Annotated in this window: 17 protein-coding genes; 8 read left to right on the top strand and 9 right to left on the bottom strand. The window is 67.4% G+C overall.

Features of this window, described 5'->3' with window-relative positions:
• The first annotated feature begins 45 nt into the window (after nt 1-45).
• From H512_RS0108370 to H512_RS23165, 3 genes are read left to right on the top strand one after another with little or no spacing between them, the layout of a single operon-like run.
• Nucleotides 46-1,026, top strand: coding sequence for an ABC transporter permease (locus H512_RS0108370; RefSeq protein ID WP_026783068.1), 981 nt, complete (start codon nt 46-48; stop codon nt 1,024-1,026).
• Nucleotides 1,023-2,036 (top strand): ABC transporter permease, encoded by a 1,014-nt coding sequence (locus tag H512_RS0108365; RefSeq protein ID WP_026783067.1) that lies wholly within the window; start codon nt 1,023-1,025, stop codon nt 2,034-2,036. Before H512_RS0108370 ends, H512_RS0108365 begins: the two co-directional genes overlap by 4 nt.
• 16 nt (nt 2,037-2,052) lie before the next feature.
• Entirely contained in the window at nt 2,053-3,444 is a 1,392-nt protein-coding gene (locus tag H512_RS23165; RefSeq protein WP_084798375.1) for an FGGY-family carbohydrate kinase, read from the top strand.
• Here the strand turns inward: H512_RS23165 and H512_RS25700 are convergent.
• Together H512_RS25700 and H512_RS0108350 are read right to left on the bottom strand one after the other, a co-directional pair.
• On the bottom strand, nt 3,427-4,836 hold the full coding sequence (locus H512_RS25700) for a sensor histidine kinase (protein ID WP_156899426.1): 1,410 nt from the start codon (nt 4,834-4,836) through the stop codon (nt 3,427-3,429). The two genes, H512_RS23165 and H512_RS25700, sit on opposite strands and share 18 nt — an antisense overlap.
• Nucleotides 4,837-4,905: 69 nt before the next feature.
• Nucleotides 4,906-5,706: a response regulator gene (locus H512_RS0108350; protein ID WP_026783066.1), complete on the bottom strand. Its 801-nt coding sequence runs from the start codon at nt 5,704-5,706 to the stop codon at nt 4,906-4,908.
• A gap of 221 nt (nt 5,707-5,927) precedes the next feature.
• Here H512_RS0108350 and H512_RS23155 point away from each other — a divergent pair, with 221 nt between their 5' ends.
• Nucleotides 5,928-6,152 carry a NepR family anti-sigma factor gene (locus tag H512_RS23155; RefSeq protein WP_036790762.1) on the top strand — a complete coding sequence of 75 codons (225 nt, stop codon included), beginning with the start codon at nt 5,928-5,930 and terminating at the stop codon, nt 6,150-6,152.
• Nucleotides 6,149-6,652, top strand: a complete 504-nt coding sequence (locus H512_RS23150; protein ID WP_036790814.1) for a sigma-70 family RNA polymerase sigma factor — start codon at nt 6,149-6,151, stop codon at nt 6,650-6,652. The genes H512_RS23155 and H512_RS23150 overlap by 4 nt, the downstream gene beginning before the upstream one ends.
• 63 nt (nt 6,653-6,715) lie before the next feature.
• Here H512_RS23150 and H512_RS23145 read toward each other — a convergent pair whose 3' ends face one another.
• Entirely contained in the window at nt 6,716-7,837 is a 1,122-nt protein-coding gene (locus H512_RS23145) for an AI-2E family transporter (protein WP_053239683.1), read from the bottom strand.
• A 214-nt stretch (nt 7,838-8,051) separates the two neighbouring features.
• Between H512_RS23145 and H512_RS27345 the strand changes: the two genes are divergently transcribed.
• The gene (locus tag H512_RS27345) at nt 8,052-8,447 is read left to right on the top strand and encodes a hypothetical protein (protein ID WP_026783065.1); all 396 of its coding nucleotides are present in this window, start codon (nt 8,052-8,054) and stop codon (nt 8,445-8,447) included.
• The gene (locus H512_RS0108325; protein WP_026783064.1) at nt 8,444-8,842 is read left to right on the top strand and encodes a hypothetical protein; all 399 of its coding nucleotides are present in this window, start codon (nt 8,444-8,446) and stop codon (nt 8,840-8,842) included. Before H512_RS27345 ends, H512_RS0108325 begins: the two co-directional genes overlap by 4 nt.
• Nucleotides 8,843-8,871: 29 nt before the next feature.
• Here the strand turns inward: H512_RS0108325 and H512_RS0108320 are convergent, their stop codons facing one another.
• The 6 genes from H512_RS0108320 to H512_RS27340 form a co-directional block, all read right to left on the bottom strand.
• On the bottom strand, nt 8,872-9,939 hold the full coding sequence (locus tag H512_RS0108320; RefSeq protein WP_053239682.1) for a sensor histidine kinase: 1,068 nt from the start codon (nt 9,937-9,939) through the stop codon (nt 8,872-8,874).
• Nucleotides 9,940-9,941: 2 nt separating this feature from the next.
• On the bottom strand, nt 9,942-10,355 hold the full coding sequence (locus H512_RS0108315; protein WP_053239710.1) for a response regulator: 414 nt from the start codon (nt 10,353-10,355) through the stop codon (nt 9,942-9,944).
• A 29-nt stretch (nt 10,356-10,384) separates the two neighbouring features.
• The gene (locus H512_RS0108310; RefSeq protein ID WP_036790758.1) at nt 10,385-11,893 is read right to left on the bottom strand and encodes a sensor histidine kinase; all 1,509 of its coding nucleotides are present in this window, start codon (nt 11,891-11,893) and stop codon (nt 10,385-10,387) included.
• 108 nt (nt 11,894-12,001) lie between these two features.
• On the bottom strand, nt 12,002-12,163 hold the full coding sequence (locus tag H512_RS26300) for a DUF1328 domain-containing protein (protein WP_026783060.1): 162 nt from the start codon (nt 12,161-12,163) through the stop codon (nt 12,002-12,004).
• Between the two features lie 498 nt (nt 12,164-12,661).
• Nucleotides 12,662-12,880, bottom strand: a complete 219-nt coding sequence (locus tag H512_RS0108300) for a hypothetical protein (protein WP_026783059.1) — start codon at nt 12,878-12,880, stop codon at nt 12,662-12,664.
• A 98-nt stretch (nt 12,881-12,978) separates the two neighbouring features.
• Nucleotides 12,979-13,125: a hypothetical protein gene (locus H512_RS27340; protein ID WP_169507138.1), complete on the bottom strand. Its 147-nt coding sequence runs from the start codon at nt 13,123-13,125 to the stop codon at nt 12,979-12,981.
• A 324-nt stretch (nt 13,126-13,449) separates the two neighbouring features.
• Between H512_RS27340 and H512_RS0108290 the strand changes: the two genes are divergently transcribed.
• Nucleotides 13,450-15,789 carry a bifunctional diguanylate cyclase/phosphodiesterase gene (locus H512_RS0108290; RefSeq protein ID WP_026783058.1) on the top strand — a complete coding sequence of 780 codons (2,340 nt, stop codon included), beginning with the start codon at nt 13,450-13,452 and terminating at the stop codon, nt 15,787-15,789.
• Nucleotide 15,790 lies beyond the last annotated feature (1 nt).

Raw genomic sequence — 15,790 nt, 5'->3', positions numbered from 1 at the left:
CCTCAGCCCCGCAATCCCTGCCCCGGAGCTTGTCCGATGAACACCATCCGCAGCCTTCTCGCGCGGCGCGAAGCGCTCCTGGTGCTGGCCTGCCTGATCCTGCTCGTCGCCATCACCGCCCGCTTCCCCGCCTTTTCGACGCCGCGGAACCTCGCCGGCGTGTTCAACGACACTTCGATCCTGATCATGATGGCGCTCGGCCAGTCGGCGGTGATCCTGACCAAGTCGATCGACCTGTCGGTCGCCGCCAACGTGGCGCTGACCGGCATGACGGTGGCCATGCTGAACCACCTCGCCCCCGGCCTGCCGCTGGTCGTGCTGATCCTCGTCGCCCTTGCCATGGGCATGCTGCTCGGTGCCATCAACGGCTTTCTGGTCTGGTGGCTGGACATTCCGGCCATCGTGGTGACGCTCGGCACCATGACCATCTTCCGCGGCCTCGCCTTCGTCTTGTCCGGCGGCGCCTGGGTCAACGCCCACGAGATGTCGCGGCCTTTCCTGGAGCTGCCGCGCACCGTCCTCCTCGGCCTGCCCGTCCTGTCCTGGGCCGGCCTCCTCGCCATCGTGCTCGCCGCGCTGCTGTTCACCCGCACCGGCCTCGGCCGCGCCTTCTACGCCACCGGCGGCAACGCCGTCGCCGCCGTCTATGCCGGCATCGACATCGGCAAGACGCGCTTCCTCGCCTTCGTGCTGTCGGGCACGGTGGCCGGCCTCTGCGGCTATCTCTGGGTGTCGCGCTATGCGGTCGCCTATGTCGACGTCGCCTCGGGCTTCGAGCTGGACACCATCGCCGCCTGCGTCATCGGCGGCGTCTCGACCATCGGCGGCGTCGGCACGGTGGGCGGGGTGGTGCTGGGGGCGCTGTTCCTCGGCATCATCAAGAACGCCCTGCCGGTGATCGGCATTTCGCCCTTCTGGCAGATGGCGATTTCCGGCGCCATCATCATCACCGCCGTCGTCATCAACGCCCGCGGCGAGCGCGTCAAGGGCCGCATCATCCTGCGCCGCAAGGAGCTTCCGCTATGAGCGATCCATCCGCCGCCCTGTCGCCGCGCCACATCCCCGACCGTCTCGACGGGCCGTTCAAGCGGGCGCTGAAAAGCTGGGAGACGCTGCTCCTTGCCGTGGCGATCGCCATCGCCATCGCCAACTCGCTGGCCTCGCCCTATTTCCTCGATCCGTGGAACCTCTCCGACGCCACCTTCAACTTCACGGAAAAGGCCATCCTGGCGCTGGCCATGACCTTCGTGATCATCAGCGGCGAGATCGACCTCTCGGTCGCCTCGATCATCGCGCTGGCGTCGACGGCAATGGGCGCCGCCGCCGAGGCCGGGGCCGGCACGCCGCTGCTGCTCCTGACCGGCCTTTCCGTCGGCCTCTGCTGCGGCCTCTTCAACGGCTTCCTGGTGGCAAGGCTCGGCCTGCCGGCCATCGTCGCCACCATCGGCACCATGAGCCTCTATCGCGGCATCGCCTACGTCGTGCTCGGCGATCAGGTCTACAAGAACTATCCGGCCGACTTCGCGGTGTTCGGCCAGGGTTATGCCGTCTGGATCTTCTCGAACGAGTTCGTCACCTTCCTCATCCTGGCGCTGGTCGCCGGCGTGGTGCTGCACAGGACGGTGTTCGGCCGGCAGGTCTACGCGGTCGGCAACAACGCGCTGGCCGCCAGCTTCTCCGGCGTCAAGGTGCGGCGCATCAAGTTCATCGTCTTCCTGATGACCGGCGTCGCCGCCGGCCTCGCCTCGGTGATGCTGACCTCGCGCCTCGGCTCCACCCGGCCGTCGATCGCCGTCGGCTGGGAACTCGACGCCGTGACCATGGCCGTGCTCGGCGGCGTCTCCATCAACGGCGGCTCGGGCAACATCCTCGGCGTGGTGATCGCCGCCTTCGTGATGGGCCTCGTCACCTTCGGCCTCGGCCTCCTCAACGTGCCCGGCATCGTCATGAGCATCTTCATGGGCCTGATGCTGATCCTGGTGATCGCCCTGCCGCTCGTCGCGCAGCGGATCAACAACCACCGCCGCGCCCGCTGACAGTCTGGAGAAGATCATGGCGACGACGCCGAGGTTCATCGCGGTGCTCGACGTGGGCAAGACCAACGTCAAGCTGGTGGTCCACGACCTCGAAACCGGCGACGACGTGTTCGTCCGCACGCGGCCCAACGCCGTCGTCCACGCGCCGCCCTACCCGCATTACGACGTCGCGGGCATGTGGGCCTTCTTCCTCGACACGCTGCAGGAAGCGGCGGCGGAGAGCCGCATCGACGCCGTCTCCTTCACCACCCATGGCGCCACCTTCGTGGCGCTGGCCGGCGAGGAGCTGGCGCTGCCCATCCTCGACTACGAGTTCGCCGGCCCCGACGCGCTGGACGAGACCTACGCCAAGGCGCGGCCACCGTTCCCGGAGAGTTTCACGCCGCGCCTGCCGGCCGGGCTCAACGCCGGCGCGCAGCTCTACTGGCAGGCCCGGACCTTCCCCGACGCCTTCGCCCGCGTGACGGCCATCGTCCCCTATCCGCAATACTGGGCCTTCCGCTTCACCGGCGTGCTCGCCAGCGAGCCGACCTCGCTCGGCGTCCACACCGACCTCTGGGCGCCGGAACGCCGCGACTTCTCGTCGTTTGCCAAGGCCGAGGGCTGGGACAGGCTGTTCGCGCCGATGCGCCCGGCCTTCGACCGGCTCGGCACGGTGACGGCCGAGGTGGCCGCCCGTACCGGCCTATCCGCCGACACGCCGGTCTATTGCGGCATCCACGATTCCAACGCCTCGCTGCTGCCGCATCTCCTCGCCCGGACGCCGCCGTTCACGGTGCTCTCCACCGGCACCTGGGTGATCGTCTTCGCGGTCGGCGGCGATGCCTCGGCCCTCGACGCCCGCCGCGACGGCCTCTGCAACGTCGACGCCTTCGGCAATCCGGTGCCGTCGGCGCGCTTCATGGGCGGCCGCGAGTTCGACCTCCTGACCGCCGGCCACGCGCGGGCGCCGACGCCGGACGACGTCCGCGCCGTGCTCGACGGCGGCATCGCCATCCGCCCGACCTTCGTGCCGGGCTGCGGCCCGTTTCCGGACGGCGAGGGAAGCTGGAGCGTCGATCCGGCCGGCCTCTCCGACGGCGTGCGCACCGCCGCCGTCAGCCTCTACCTCGCTCTCGTGGCGCGGGCGGCGATGGCGGTAGCCGGCGCCGCCGGGCCGATCGTCGTCGAGGGGCCGTTCGGCCGCGACAGGCTGTTCGCCGAGGCGCTGCAACGGCTGACCGGCCGGCCGGTGCTGATCGCCGCCGGCGCCACCGGCACCTCGACCGGCGCCGCCATGCTGGCGCTCGGGCCGGAGGGGCGGCCCAGCCTGCCGCCGGACCGGCCGGTGGGCGGCGCCTACGACCTCCAGGGCATCGAGGATTACGCCGAGCGCTGGAGCATCCGCCGGTCAGACGGTTCTGCCTGACCGGGAAACGGTCTGGACGCGCTGAAGCTGCGGGCCGATGCGGCCTCGGAGACCATAGGAAAAGCCGGCGTCGGAGACGTCGAGCGCCGTCACCTCGCCGCCGAGCACCACCGGCAGCACGGTGCGCAACAGGCGCTGGCCGAAGCCGCTCACCCGGATCGACGGCGAACCGAGCATCCGCCAGTCGAGATGGAACACGCCATCCGGCATCAGCGACCAGACCACCGTCACCCGCTCCGGGCGCTGTTCGGCGGCGGCGGCCGCCGCCACCAGCTCGTGGGCGCCAAGCATGACGTTCTGCGTCACGTCGGGGCCGAGCAGGACGGGCGGTCCGTCGATGTCGAGGGCGATGCCGTCGGTGCCGTCGACGTCGGCCCAGGCGCGCGTCACCACCTCGTCGAGCCGAGCGCCCCGCCAGCCGTTCTGCACCAAGAGTTCGTGAGCGGCCGACAGCGCCATCAGCCGGGCGCGGAACGGCGCCAGGAAGTCGGCCGCCTCGGGGTTGCCCTCGCTGCTCTGCCGCGCCATGCCCTGCACCACGGCCAGCAGGTTCTTGGAGCGGTGGGTAAGCTCGCGCAGGATATCGCGCATCTCCCGCTCGTGCTCCTTGTAGCGCGAGACGTCGATGGCGGCCGCCAGTACCCCGCCGACGTGCCCGTCGCTGGTCAGCGGCTCGACGAAGCCCTCGAACCAGCGCGGCCGACCGCCAAGGGCGAAGGATATCTCGAAGCGCTCGCTTTGGCCGCCGTGGATGACGCGCTGCGCGATGCTGTCGAAATGCTCCGCGTCGGCCGGCGGCAGCACGTCGGTCATGCTGCGGCCGAGGATGTTATCGGCAGTCAGCGGTTCCGGCGGATTGTGGACCCATGTGAAGACGAGGTCGGTGTCGAGTTCCAGCACGGAGATGTCGGAACCGCCCAGCGCCACTTCGAAGCGGTGGCGGGCCGCCTCCAGCTCGGCCGTGCGGCGGGCGACGCGGTTCTCGAGATCGCGGTTGAGGTCGCTCAGCTGGGCGATCAGCGCCCGGTTGGCCGCCTGCCCCTCGGCGAGCAGCACGTTGGCGTCCCTGGTTTCCTGCTGCGTCGGCTGGCCGACCAGCTTCGGCACCATCGGCCAGACGGCGACGCCGACCGTGAAGGCGACGACGGCGGTCAGGCTTTCCAGAAGCACCAGAGCGCCGCCGCCGGCGCCATCGGCCAGAAAGCGACCGATGTAGCCGAGGGCGAGCGCCAGGGCGACCAGCGACAACAAGGCGTTGGCGCCCGCCAGCCCGCCGCTGCGCCGGCGCATGCGGAAGAGATAGGTCATGAGAGCCGCGGTCACGGACGCGCAGGCGGCAATGGATACGGCCCTCGCCAGCATGGCGACGATCTCAAGGTCACTGGGCTGCAACTTGCCCTCCGCCTTGCACGGGGACGCGCAGCACCGATCGATACCCGTCGACCGGCGTTGGTCCTTCCGTCATACGCTGTCTTTCAGGCGAAGCGAGGCCGCATTGTCGAAGAACAGTGCCTGCGAGATCACCGCTTTCACCATCTCCTCGCGGAACGGCTTGGCGATCAGGAAGGTCGGCTCCGGCCGCTCGCCGGTGAGCAGCGACTCCGGATAGGCGGTGATGAAGATGACCGGCACCTCGAAGGTGGTGAGGATGTCGTTGACGGCTTCCAGTCCCGACGAGCCATCGGCGAGGCGGATGTCGGCGAGGATCAGGCCGGGCCGCTCGCGGCGGGCCATGGTGACGGCTTCATCATGGGTGCGGGCGTTGCCGACCACCGAGTGGCCGAGCCCTTCCACCAGCGCTTCGAGGTCCATGGCGATCAGCGGCTCGTCCTCGATGATCAGCACGCGCGAGGCGACCTGCGCGCCGATCTGCCGCGCCGCCTCCGACAGCAGCGCCGCGAAGGCCTCGGGACCGACGTCGAGGATGCGCGAGGCGTCGAAAGGCGAAAAGCCCTCCATGGCGGTCAGCAGGAACGCCTGCCGCGGCAGCGGCGTGATGGCGTCGAGCCGGCGGTCGGCGGCCGGCCGGTCGAAGTCGTCAACCCGCAGGTAATTCATGGGGTTGGCGTTCCAGACCGCGGAGAACAACTTGTAGACGCCGAGGCGCGGCTCAAGCGACTGGTCGAAGCCATCGGGATCGGCTACCAGTTGTTCCAGCATCGCCACGACGTGGCTGTCGCCGCTCGCCTGGCTGCCGCTCAGCGCACGGGCATAGCGGCGAAGGAGGGGAAGCTGCGGGGCGATCAGGGCCGTGATAGACATGAGAAGCCTTTCAAACGCTCAAGCGAAAATAGAAGCATACGCGGAACCACGTGGTCTAATCCTACTTCCAAACGCGACGGCTCGCATCCGGTTCCCTTTTCTCCCACACATTTTCGTGTAGATGCGGGAACCACCGGCCGCCTTCCGCGTTCCTAGCAATATGCAACGTGCAGCCCCCATAGTCCAAGGTTCTATAGGTCTGCCGTCCCGAAAGAGCAGTCATGTCAGAAAAGAAAGAAACGCCTGAACATCCCTCCCTGGAGCCGCCCATCCAGGCTCATCTCGGCGACCAACTCAAAAAGCTCTACGGCACGATCCTCTCCGAACCCATTCCGGAACGACTGACGCTGCTGCTCGACCAGCTCGAAAAGCTCGAACGGAAGGATAGGCAGGAAGTCCCTCCCGAGACTTTTCCTGACGGCGCCGACGGGGGTGGCGATCGATGACAGCCATCGCGGCCTTCAAGTCCGCCCTCCTCGCAGAGCTTCCATCTCTCCGCGCCTTCGCTATCTCGTTGTCGGGCAGCCATGATCATGCCGACGACCTGGTGCAGGAAACGGTGATGAAAGCCTGGGGAGCGCACGCCAGCTTCGTGCCCGGCACCAGCCTCAGGGCCTGGCTGTTCACCATCATGCGCAACACCTATTTCAGCCAGTACCGCAAGGCCCGGCGCGAGGTGCAGGACACCGACGGCGAGGCGGCGGCGCGACTGGTGTCGGCGCCGGCCCAGGACGGCCACCTCAACCTGTCCGATTTCCGCACGGCTCTTGAAAAGCTCCCCGACGACCAGCGTGAGGCGCTGATCCTGGTCGGCGCCTCGGGCTTCTCCTGTGAGGAAGCGGCCGAAATCTGCGGTTGTGCCGTCGGCACCATCAAGAGCCGCGTCAACCGGGCGCGGCAGAAGCTCTTGCAGCTTATGTCGATCAACAGCGCCGCCGACTTCTGATCCTTCTTGCCTTATCGTGACAGCTCGGACCGGCGCCGTTCAGGCGCCGGTCTTGCTATCTTGTCAGGACGGCAACGGCACGCGCGCATCGGCCTTCAGCTCGGCGCGCACGGTGCGGGCGATCAGCAGCAGCGGCACCGCCAGCACGGCACCGATGGCGCCCCACATCCAGGTCCAGAAGATGATCGCCACGAAGACGAGGAACGGATTGATCTCGAAGCGGCGGCCCAGCACCGCCGGCACCACGGCGTTCTCGCACGTCAGATGCACGGCCATGAAGGCGCCGACCGGCCAGGCGACCGACAGCAGGCCGTGGTCGAGCAGCAGGCCGCCCGAGGCGATGGCCAGCGACACGATGGCCGGGCCAAGGAAGGGCACGAAGCTCATGGCGAAGGCGAGCAGTCCCCAGAGCAGCGGCGCCGGCAGGCCAGCCGCCATGGCGATCAGGCCGGCGGCGAGCCCGATGCCGGCGTAGATCACCGACGTCGTGCCGAAATAGCGGGCCAGCGCCTCCTCGGTGGCGTTGAAGATGCGGATGGCGGCCAGCCGCTCCTCGCGGCCGCCGAAGACCATGATCGACTGGCGCCGCAATTGCGCCCGGCCGGCGACGAAGAAGACCAGCGTCGCGAGGAAGATCAGGAACTCGCCCAAGGCCGGCGTCAGGCCACCGAGAAAGCTGGCCACCGCGCCGAGGTCCAGCGAGCCGAACATCTTCTCCAGGCCGGCGAGGTCGTCGTCGGCGCCAATACCCGTGCCGGTGAGGCGGGCCTGGAGGTTGTTGAACGGCGCCAGCATGGTGGCGACGGCCGAGGCCAGGCGGGGCAGCACCGCCGGCAGCCGGTGGACCAGCGTGGCGATCGGCTGGGCGATCGCCTCGATCAGCAGGAACAGGCCGACGCCCAGCACGGCGGTCAGCGCCAGACCGGCGACCAGCGGCGGAATGCCGATCCGCTGGCCGCGATCGCCGATGTGGACAATAACGCTGCCGACGATGATCGCCGCCACCATCGGCACCACGAAGGCGGCCGCCACCTTGAGCGCCACCAGGACGGCGACGACGAACAGGCCGATGGTCGACAGCTCGGCCAGCGACCGGCGGGTTTCCGGCCAGCCCTCCTCGCTTCCACGCTCTGCCCCGCCGGCCGGCGGCGGGTCGGAAGGCGTCCGGCGAACGATGTCTTTCAAGCGGGCGCTCCCTCGAGACGAGGCGCCTCTCCCCGACAAGGCGGCGCGATACACCGACCAATGCGTGAGAAGCCATCCGGTTCCGCCTTTTCGGTCGGCCCGGAACCCGACGCCACGTCGGGCGTTGATCCTCGGAATGCAACTCCGGGCAGCATGTCGGAACCTCCCTGCAAGCCCCGACGGCCCGGCCCACCCCGAAGAAAGGACAGAGTAGATGATTTCGAGTGAATCTTCCGCCGCCAAGACGGTCGCCGACAACGCGGCCAAGATCAAAAATGACCTCGGCGCGGCCGGAAGCGACCTGGCTGGCAAGGCCGGCGACGTCGCTGGCGCTGCGCAGGAGGCCCTGGCCGAGATGCGTCGCATCGTCGATAATTTCGCCTCCAAGACCGGCGTCAGCGCCTCCGAGGCGTTCGACGCGGTGAAGGCAAGAGGCTCGGATACCGCCGATCATCTCGGCGCGGCGCTGACCGGCGCCTCGGCGCTCGGACGCGAGGGTATCGACGGCGTCGCCGATGCCGTCTCCAAGCGGCCGATGACGGCGGTGGCCGTTGCTCTCGGCGTCGGCGTGCTGCTCGGTCTCGCCTCGCGTGGCGGTCCGCGCGCATGATCCTCGCGCGGCTTCTCGGCGTCGACCTCTCCCGCCTCAAGCGGCGTGGCGGCATCGTGGCTGCGGCGGCGGCGTTTGCCGCCGTCATGGCCACGCTGGCCATCGCCTTTGCCGCCTTCGCCGGGTACATCGCGCTGGCGCGCCACTTCCGCCCGGAGAACGCCGCCCTGATCGTGGCAGGAGTGCTTCTCTTCCTGGCGCTGATCGGCCTGCTGATCGTCCGGCAGGTGGCGGCGCGGGCCCGGCGGGAGATGCGGAGCGCGGTGGCGTCGAGCGCCGCGGTGGCTTTCGCGCCGACCGCCGCCTCGATGGCCGTCAAGCACACGCGGCTTGCCGCCGTTGCCGTGCTGGCCGGCCTCGGCTTCTGGCTGGCGCGCAACGTCGCCAAACGGTGAACGGTACGGCCGGACCACCGGCCGTACCGTCAATCAGCGGCAAGATCGATCATGAACTGGATGCAGGCGAAGGTTCCCGGATTGCGCCGGGTGTAGGTGACATCGGCGTCGAGATTGCGCGCCATGGCGTGCAGCACCTTGGAGCCGATGCCCGTGCCCTGTACCGCGCCGGTGCCGTCCCAGCCGATGCCGTCGTCCTCGACGCAGATACGCAGCCGGCCGTCGCCGCGGTCCTCGGAGCGGACGCGGATCTCGCCGGTGGTGCCGGCGGGATAGGCGTATTTGATGGCGTTGGTCACCAGTTCGCCGACCATGACGCCGAGCGTCACCGCCTTGTCGGTCGGGATGGAGATGGAGGCGATGTCGGTCTTCACCATATGCAGCGCGCCGCTGCCGGACAGCGACGCCGACAGCTCGCCGACCAGATGGCCGAGATAGGAGCCGATATCCACTTCGCCAACGTTGTCGGAGGTGTAGAGGTGGCGGTGGACGCCGGCGACCGCCGAAATTCGTCCCTGCGTCTCCTCCAGCGCCTGCCGGGCGTGCGGGTCGGTGACGGCCGCCGCCTGCATGCGCACCATGGCCGCCACCAGCCCGAGCGAGTTGGCGACGCGGTGGTTGACCTCCTTCAGCAGCATCTCGGCGCGGTCGCGCGCCTCGCGGATCAGTTGCTGGTCGCGCACGCGGGCGCTCTTCAAGCGCCAGCGCTCGTAGGCCTGCTCCAGCGCGGCGATGAGCAGATGGAAGAACTCCTCCGACGTGTCCTTGATTACGTAATCGTCGGCGCCGCGTTTCATGGCGTCGACGGCAAGGCGCGCGTCCATCGATCCGGTGACGTAGACGATCGGCGGCCGGCTGCCGCGCGGTCCGACGCGGGCGAGGATATCCATCCCCGTCTCGGTGGTAAGGGTGTGGTCGAGGGCAACGACGTCGATGCCGCCCCCGGCAATCAGTCTCAGAGCCTCATCGCCGCTGGTTACGTGAACCGTCTCATGGCCGCGGCGAGCCAGTGCCTTGCGCACCAGCACGGCGAGGGCGAGGTCATCCTCGATGTGCAGGACCGTGATGGGTCCCTTGAGATCGGTCCCGTAGGGCATCGTCAATCCGGCTCCGGGATCTGCATGACCGACAGGAACAGGCCAAGCTGGCGTATGGCGTTGGCGAAGCTGTCGTAGTTGAGCGGCTTGGTGATGTAGACGTTGGCGCCGAGATCATAGCAGCGCTGGATCTCGCGGGCATCGTCGGTGGTGGTCAGCACGATTACCGGCGTGCTCTTGGTGTGCTCGTTGGCCTTGAGACGCGACAGGATGTCGATGCCTGTCATGTCCGGCAGGTTGAGATCGAGCAGCACCAGCGACGGCCGGCCGATGGCGTTGCGCCCCGAGTTGTCAGACCCCAGCAGATAGTTGACGGCGCTGGTGCCGTCGCGGAAGGGGATGATCTCGTTGGTGACGCCGGCCCGGCGAATGTTCTTCTCGATCAGGCGGGCGTGCCCTTCATCGTCCTCAATCATGAGGATCGCTACGGGCTTGGGATCCTTACTCACGCTTCGTTTCTCCCCATACGCAGTCCGAGATCACGGGCCACGGCCACGACAAAGGTCGTACCCGACTCGCCGTCGCTCTTCACCGTGACGTCGCCGCCGAGGCGGCGGCTCAACATGCGGGTATGGGCGAGGCCGATGCCCTCGCCCGGCCTGTCCTGGACGCCCGCCCGCCGGAACAGCTCGAAAATGCGTTCGAAATCGGACTCGGCGACGCCACGGCCGTTGTCCTCGACCTCGAATATCGCCATGCCGCGCTCCAGTCGGCCGCGGACGACGATCTCGCCCGGCCGACCTTCCTTGAGGTACTTGCTGGCATTATCGAGCAAATTTGTAAAGATTTGCTGCAACGCAGAGCGGTCGGAGACGACATCCGGCAACCTTCCCTCAATTCGCACCTCGGCGCCCGCCTCGGCGAAGCGCTGGCGGATGGAATCGGCGCACTCGGTCACCAGCGCCTGCATGTCGACCGGCAGCGGCTCCAGCACCCGGCGGCCGGCCCGCGACAGCTTCAGGATCTCGTTGATCAGGCTGTCCATGCGCTTCATCGAGGAGCGGATGAAGCCGAGCGCCTCGGGGATGTCCTGGTCGACGGCGAGCAGCACCTCGGCCCGCTCCGGGTCGGAGGGATCGTCGGCAGTCTTGCGGACGTAAGCGGAGATTTGCTCGGCCGACGTCTCCAGCTCGGAGGTGAAGCCCATGATGTTGACGAGCGGCGCCCGGAGGTCGTGGCTGACGATGTAGGCGTAGCGCTGCAATTCGTCGTTGGTGCGCATCACCGCCTCGGTCCGGTCCCGGACGCGGGACTCCAGCTCCTGGTTGATGTCGACAAGCTCGTTGCGCGCGTCGTCGATCTCCTTGAGATGGCGGATGATCACCAGAGCCGCGCCGGTGGTCAGCACGACGATCATGGCGACGCCGAGGCTGATCATGGTGGTCAGCAGCGAAGCGGATTCGCGCATGGCGGCGGCGCGGGCGATACGGACCGCGGCGGCGGTGTCGCGGATCGCCGCGCCCTTCTGCCTGATCTCTTCCATCAGCACGCGGCCGCGATCGGAGGCGATCACCAGCCGCACTTCATCGAGATTGCCGGCCCGGAACTCCTCGAGATTGTGACTGACCAGTTTCATCTTCTCCTTGCCGAGGGCAATCAGCTCATCGACCGGACCGGGAGGGATGGCCCTGCCCTCGTCGACTTCGGCTGCCCGCAGCCTGAGATCGTCGGAGTCGGTGGCGAACTCGCCGGTCGCCGTCTCATAGGGGGCGAGATAGGCTTCATTCCGGGTGATGACGAAGCCTCGCTGGGCGGTCTCGGCATCCACGAGATCGGAAATGAACTCCAGCACCAGCCGGTCGACCCGCGCTGCCTTGAGCGATTCGGTGGCATGCAGCAGGGAGCGGGAGGAAAAGACGAAGGCGGCCGACACGATCATCAACAGGACGACCGTTCCGCCCGCCAGAAGCAGCAGATTGTAGCCGACGAACCGGCGCGCACCCGATCTCAGCATCTCCCCGTTTCTCCCCGTCCGCTCCGAAACATCCAACATACTCTGCCTGCGAACCGGGAAACTGCAAGTTTCATCTTTTGCTTCGTTCCTTCAAGAGCAGCGACGCCGTCAGGCGTGCAGCAACTGGAAGAGGAAGCTTACCACAAACAGGATCAGGAACAGGCCGAACAGCACCCGCGCGATGCCGGCCGAGGCAGCGGCGATGCCGGAAAAGCCAAAAACGGCGGCAATAAGCGCGACGACAAGAAAGATAAGTGACCAATAAAGCATGGCGAAAACTCCAATTCACTTTGCTTTCCGGCTGACAACGCCGCATTGCCCGGACGGTTCCGAAACGAATCCTCTGCTTCCATCAATATCCACATGCATTAACCATTCGGAACCGGATGGGGCGATGCTGCGTTTCATCTCCGAAGCCCGGATGGAGGAGAGCAGACTTCGCCGCCGGTGCTGTCGACACGGCGGAGAGGCTTATTCGCCGGTCATTCCGATCAGCCCCAGTCATGGAGAGCAGGCATCATGCGAAGCATCCTTCTCTGGTTTCTCGGCGTTCCCATCCCGATCATCATCCTGATCGCCCTCCTCTACCGCTGAGGCAGAAGCCGGCGATCGAGGCTGCCGCCCCTTCTCCCCAACCGCCGGTCCTCACCAGGAGGGCCGGCGGTTTTCATATCCGGTTAGTCGCTCGCCTTGTTTGCCCGGTCCGAAATGCCAAAGCCCGGCTCCAGGAGAGCCGGGCCAAGGCACGGGACGACATCGAAACAGGCGTCATCCGCCGATCTTCCGGCCGCGTACCACCTTGCGGGGCACGATCTGCGCCGCCGGCACGCGGCGGGCGCCGGCCGACAGAGCGGCGACCAGCAGGACGACCGCGGCCGCCATCGGCGCCAGCGCCAGGAGGTGGGCGACGAAAGCCGTCGCCTCGGGAGCGGTCGACGCGGAAAGATGTGGAAGAACGGACTGCTCGACAAGGGCAAGGGTGCTCATGGCTTGATCCTCATTCTGCATCGGCCGAACCGGGAGGTCGGATGGCCGTTGCCGATGGCGGAGAGGGACCGGCGAGGTGCGGCGGCGCCTGCCGCCCGCTACTTTCCTTCGACCGACACGCCGTTTTCACCGATCTTTATCTCGACGCCGTCCGGCTGCTTCTTCTCTTCGTAGAGCTGGTAGCCGAGCACGCCGACGCCGACGGCCAACAGAACGACGACGGCAACGAGAATCTGACGGTTCATGACGTCTCCCTGGTTTGGGCGCTGGTCCGGAAAAACGGACACCCGGCGCGGACTTGCGAAGGTCGGCGGATCCGATCTTCGAGTGGGTAACGTGCCGGCGCGGCCGGAGGTTCCCGCAGCCGGGAAATAATCGTTGCCGCGGTCCTGGCCGGACATCCACGAGATTGGGACAGCAATACAATCAGCAACTGTGACAATTTATCTCGCAACCCGTTCCGGAATACAACCTCTATGTGACTATCTGTGATTGGTTCAGCCCTTGATAAGGAAATTATGTAATCATTGGTTGGATATCCCTAGTAATGCTTACCTGGGAGTGAGACCGTGTTTCGGGTCATCGCCTGCATACAGAACCAGCACGACCACCTCCTCGTCGCACTTGCGACGGGCATCTGCCTGCTGGGCTGCTTCACCTTTTTCCTGTTGCTGCGGCGGGCCGGCGAGTGCCGGCCGAACCACCGCGAGATGTGGCTGGCGCTCGCCGCGCTGGCCGGCGGCGTCGGTGTCTGGTCGACGCACTTCGTCGCCATGCTCGCCTACCAGAGCGCGCCGCCGATCGGCTTCTCCCTGTGGCCAACCGTGCTGTCGGTCACCTTCATCGTGCTCTGCTGGTGGGTGGCGTTGTCGTCGCTGTTCTTCCGAAGCGGTGTCCGGGCGGCGGCGACGCTCGGCTTGCTGATGACTTTCGGCGCCGTCTGGATGCACATCACCGGCATGGCGGCCATCGATATCGCGGCCCGCCTGAGCTACGACATACCGCTCTATGCGGCCGGCGTGCTGACTGCCACCGTCTTCTTCGTGGCGGCGATGGTGGTGCGGCAGCGTCTTGCCGGAGCCCGACAGATCGTCATTCCGGCGCTGCTGACGGCGCTCGGCATCGTTGCGCTGCACTTCACCGGCATGAGCGCGATCGAACTTGCGCCCGACCCGACGATCGCCTTCGCCGGCGGCGACCTGCATCGCGAATGGCTAATCGCGGCGGTGGCCAGCGCCACCGTGCTGCTCGTCTGCGCCGCCGCCCTCGCCGTGGTGCTCGATCGCTACGTCACTGACCTCAAGGGACTGATCGATGCCGCCTTCGACGGCGTCATGGTGGTGCGCGATGGCCGCATCGTCCAGGTCAACCGGGCGATCTGCGACATGAGCGGCCGCCGCGCCGGCGAGCTGATCGGCAAGCCGCTCGACAGTTTGCTAACGCTCGAAGGCGGCGAGCAGCGGCTCGGCGGCGAGAGTTTCGAGACCGGCATCTGGCGGGCCGATGGCCAGCTGCGCATCGTCGAGGCATCGGCCCGCAGCGTCGAGTTTCATGGCCATCTCTCGACGGTCGTTTCGCTGCGCGACCTGAGCGACCGGCGGGAAGCCGAGCGGCAGATCGCCCACATGGCCCGCCACGACAGCCTGACCGGGCTGCCCAACCGCCATCTGTTCGACGAGCGCCTCGCCGAGGCGCTGGCCAAGGCACGCGCCGCCGGTCTCGCCGTGTCGGTGCTGGCGCTCGACCTCGATCGCTTCAAGGCTGTCAACGATATCTTCGGCCACGCCAAGGGCGACGAAATCCTCTGTCGCGTCGCCGACATGCTGCGCGCCTCGGTACGAACCGCCGACACCATCGCCCGCGTCGGCGGCGACGAGTTCCTGATCCTTCAGGACGGCATCGCCTCGCACGCCGAGGCCGAGACGCTGGCGCTCAGACTGCTGGAAGACTTCGACCGCGAGATGGACATGGCCCGCAACCCGATGGCCGTCGGCGTGTCGATCGGCGTCGCGGTGTTCCCGGCCGACGCCCGCGACGGGGAGGTGCTGAAGCACCACGCCGACATCGCCCTCTATCGCGCCAAGCAGACGGGGCGGGGCAACGTCTGCTTCTTCGCGCCGTTCATGGACCGCGAGGTGCGCGCCCGCCGCCAGATGGAGCACGATCTGCGGCTCGCCGTGCAGCGGCACCAGATGTCGATCGCCTACCAGCCGATGGTGGCGAGCGATACCGGCGGGGTGGTCGGCTACGAAGCGCTGCTGCGCTGGCGGCACCCCGACCTCGGCGACGTGCCGCCGTCGGAGTTCATCCCGGTGGCCGAGGAAAGCGGCAGCATCGTCCAGCTCGGCGAATGGGTGCTCGCCACCGCCTGCCGCGATGCGGCGGGCTGGCCCGAGCCGCTGACGCTGGCGGTGAACATGTCGCCGGTGCAATTCCAGCTGCCCAACCTCGCGAGAACGGTCGAGAACTGCCTCCGCCAGGCCGGACTGCCGCCGCACCGCCTGGAACTCGAGGTGACGGAGGTGGCGCTGATGCGCAACAGCGCCGACGTGCTGGCGATCTTCCGCCAGTTGAAGACGCTGGGCGTCAGCATCGTCATGGACGATTTCGGCACCGGCTATTCCTCGCTCAACAGCCTGCAGAGCTTCCCCTTCGACAAGATCAAGATCGACCGCAGCTTCATCGGCGCCCTCGAAAGCGACGAGGCGGCGCGATCGATCGTCCGGGCCATCGTCGGCCTCGGCCGCAGCCTCAACCTGTCGGTGGTCGCCGAGGGGATCGAGACCGAAGCGCAATGGCGCCTCGTCGTCGAGGAGGGGTGCCCCGGCGCCCAGGGCTTCCTGTTCGGTTCGCCGAACAGCGTCGGATCGACGCCCCAGGCGTCCACCGGCACCGTCGGCAAAACCTAGA

This window comes from Pleomorphomonas koreensis DSM 23070 (genome assembly GCF_000425185.1).
Taxonomy (GTDB): domain Bacteria; phylum Pseudomonadota; class Alphaproteobacteria; order Rhizobiales; family Pleomorphomonadaceae; genus Pleomorphomonas; species Pleomorphomonas koreensis.
Note: the sequence above shows the minus strand (reverse complement) of the source record. Positions and strands in the feature narration are given on the sequence as shown.

Bases quoted from the DNA above. Each gene is read 5' to 3' on its own strand.
- H512_RS27345 (WP_026783065.1), top strand. From the start codon at position 8,052: ATGATTTCGAGTGAATCTTCCGCCGCCAAGACGGTCGCCGACAACGCG.
- H512_RS0108350 (WP_026783066.1), bottom strand. From the start codon at position 5,706: ATGTCTATCACGGCCCTGATCGCCCCGCAGCTTCCCCTCCTTCGCCGC.
- H512_RS23155 (WP_036790762.1), top strand. From the start codon at position 5,928: ATGTCAGAAAAGAAAGAAACGCCTGAACATCCCTCCCTGGAGCCGCCC.
- H512_RS0108300 (WP_026783059.1), bottom strand. From the start codon at position 12,880: ATGAGCACCCTTGCCCTTGTCGAGCAGTCCGTTCTTCCACATCTTTCC.
- H512_RS0108320 (WP_053239682.1), bottom strand. From the start codon at position 9,939: ATGCCCTACGGGACCGATCTCAAGGGACCCATCACGGTCCTGCACATC.
- H512_RS0108365 (WP_026783067.1), top strand. From the start codon at position 1,023: ATGAGCGATCCATCCGCCGCCCTGTCGCCGCGCCACATCCCCGACCGT.
- H512_RS23165 (WP_084798375.1), top strand. From the start codon at position 2,053: ATGGCGACGACGCCGAGGTTCATCGCGGTGCTCGACGTGGGCAAGACC.
- H512_RS0108325 (WP_026783064.1), top strand. From the start codon at position 8,444: ATGATCCTCGCGCGGCTTCTCGGCGTCGACCTCTCCCGCCTCAAGCGG.
- H512_RS0108315 (WP_053239710.1), bottom strand. From the start codon at position 10,355: ATGATTGAGGACGATGAAGGGCACGCCCGCCTGATCGAGAAGAACATT.
- H512_RS23150 (WP_036790814.1), top strand. From the start codon at position 6,149: ATGACAGCCATCGCGGCCTTCAAGTCCGCCCTCCTCGCAGAGCTTCCA.
- H512_RS0108310 (WP_036790758.1), bottom strand. From the start codon at position 11,893: ATGCTGAGATCGGGTGCGCGCCGGTTCGTCGGCTACAATCTGCTGCTT.
- H512_RS26300 (WP_026783060.1), bottom strand. From the start codon at position 12,163: ATGCTTTATTGGTCACTTATCTTTCTTGTCGTCGCGCTTATTGCCGCC.
- H512_RS27340 (WP_169507138.1), bottom strand. From the start codon at position 13,125: ATGAACCGTCAGATTCTCGTTGCCGTCGTCGTTCTGTTGGCCGTCGGC.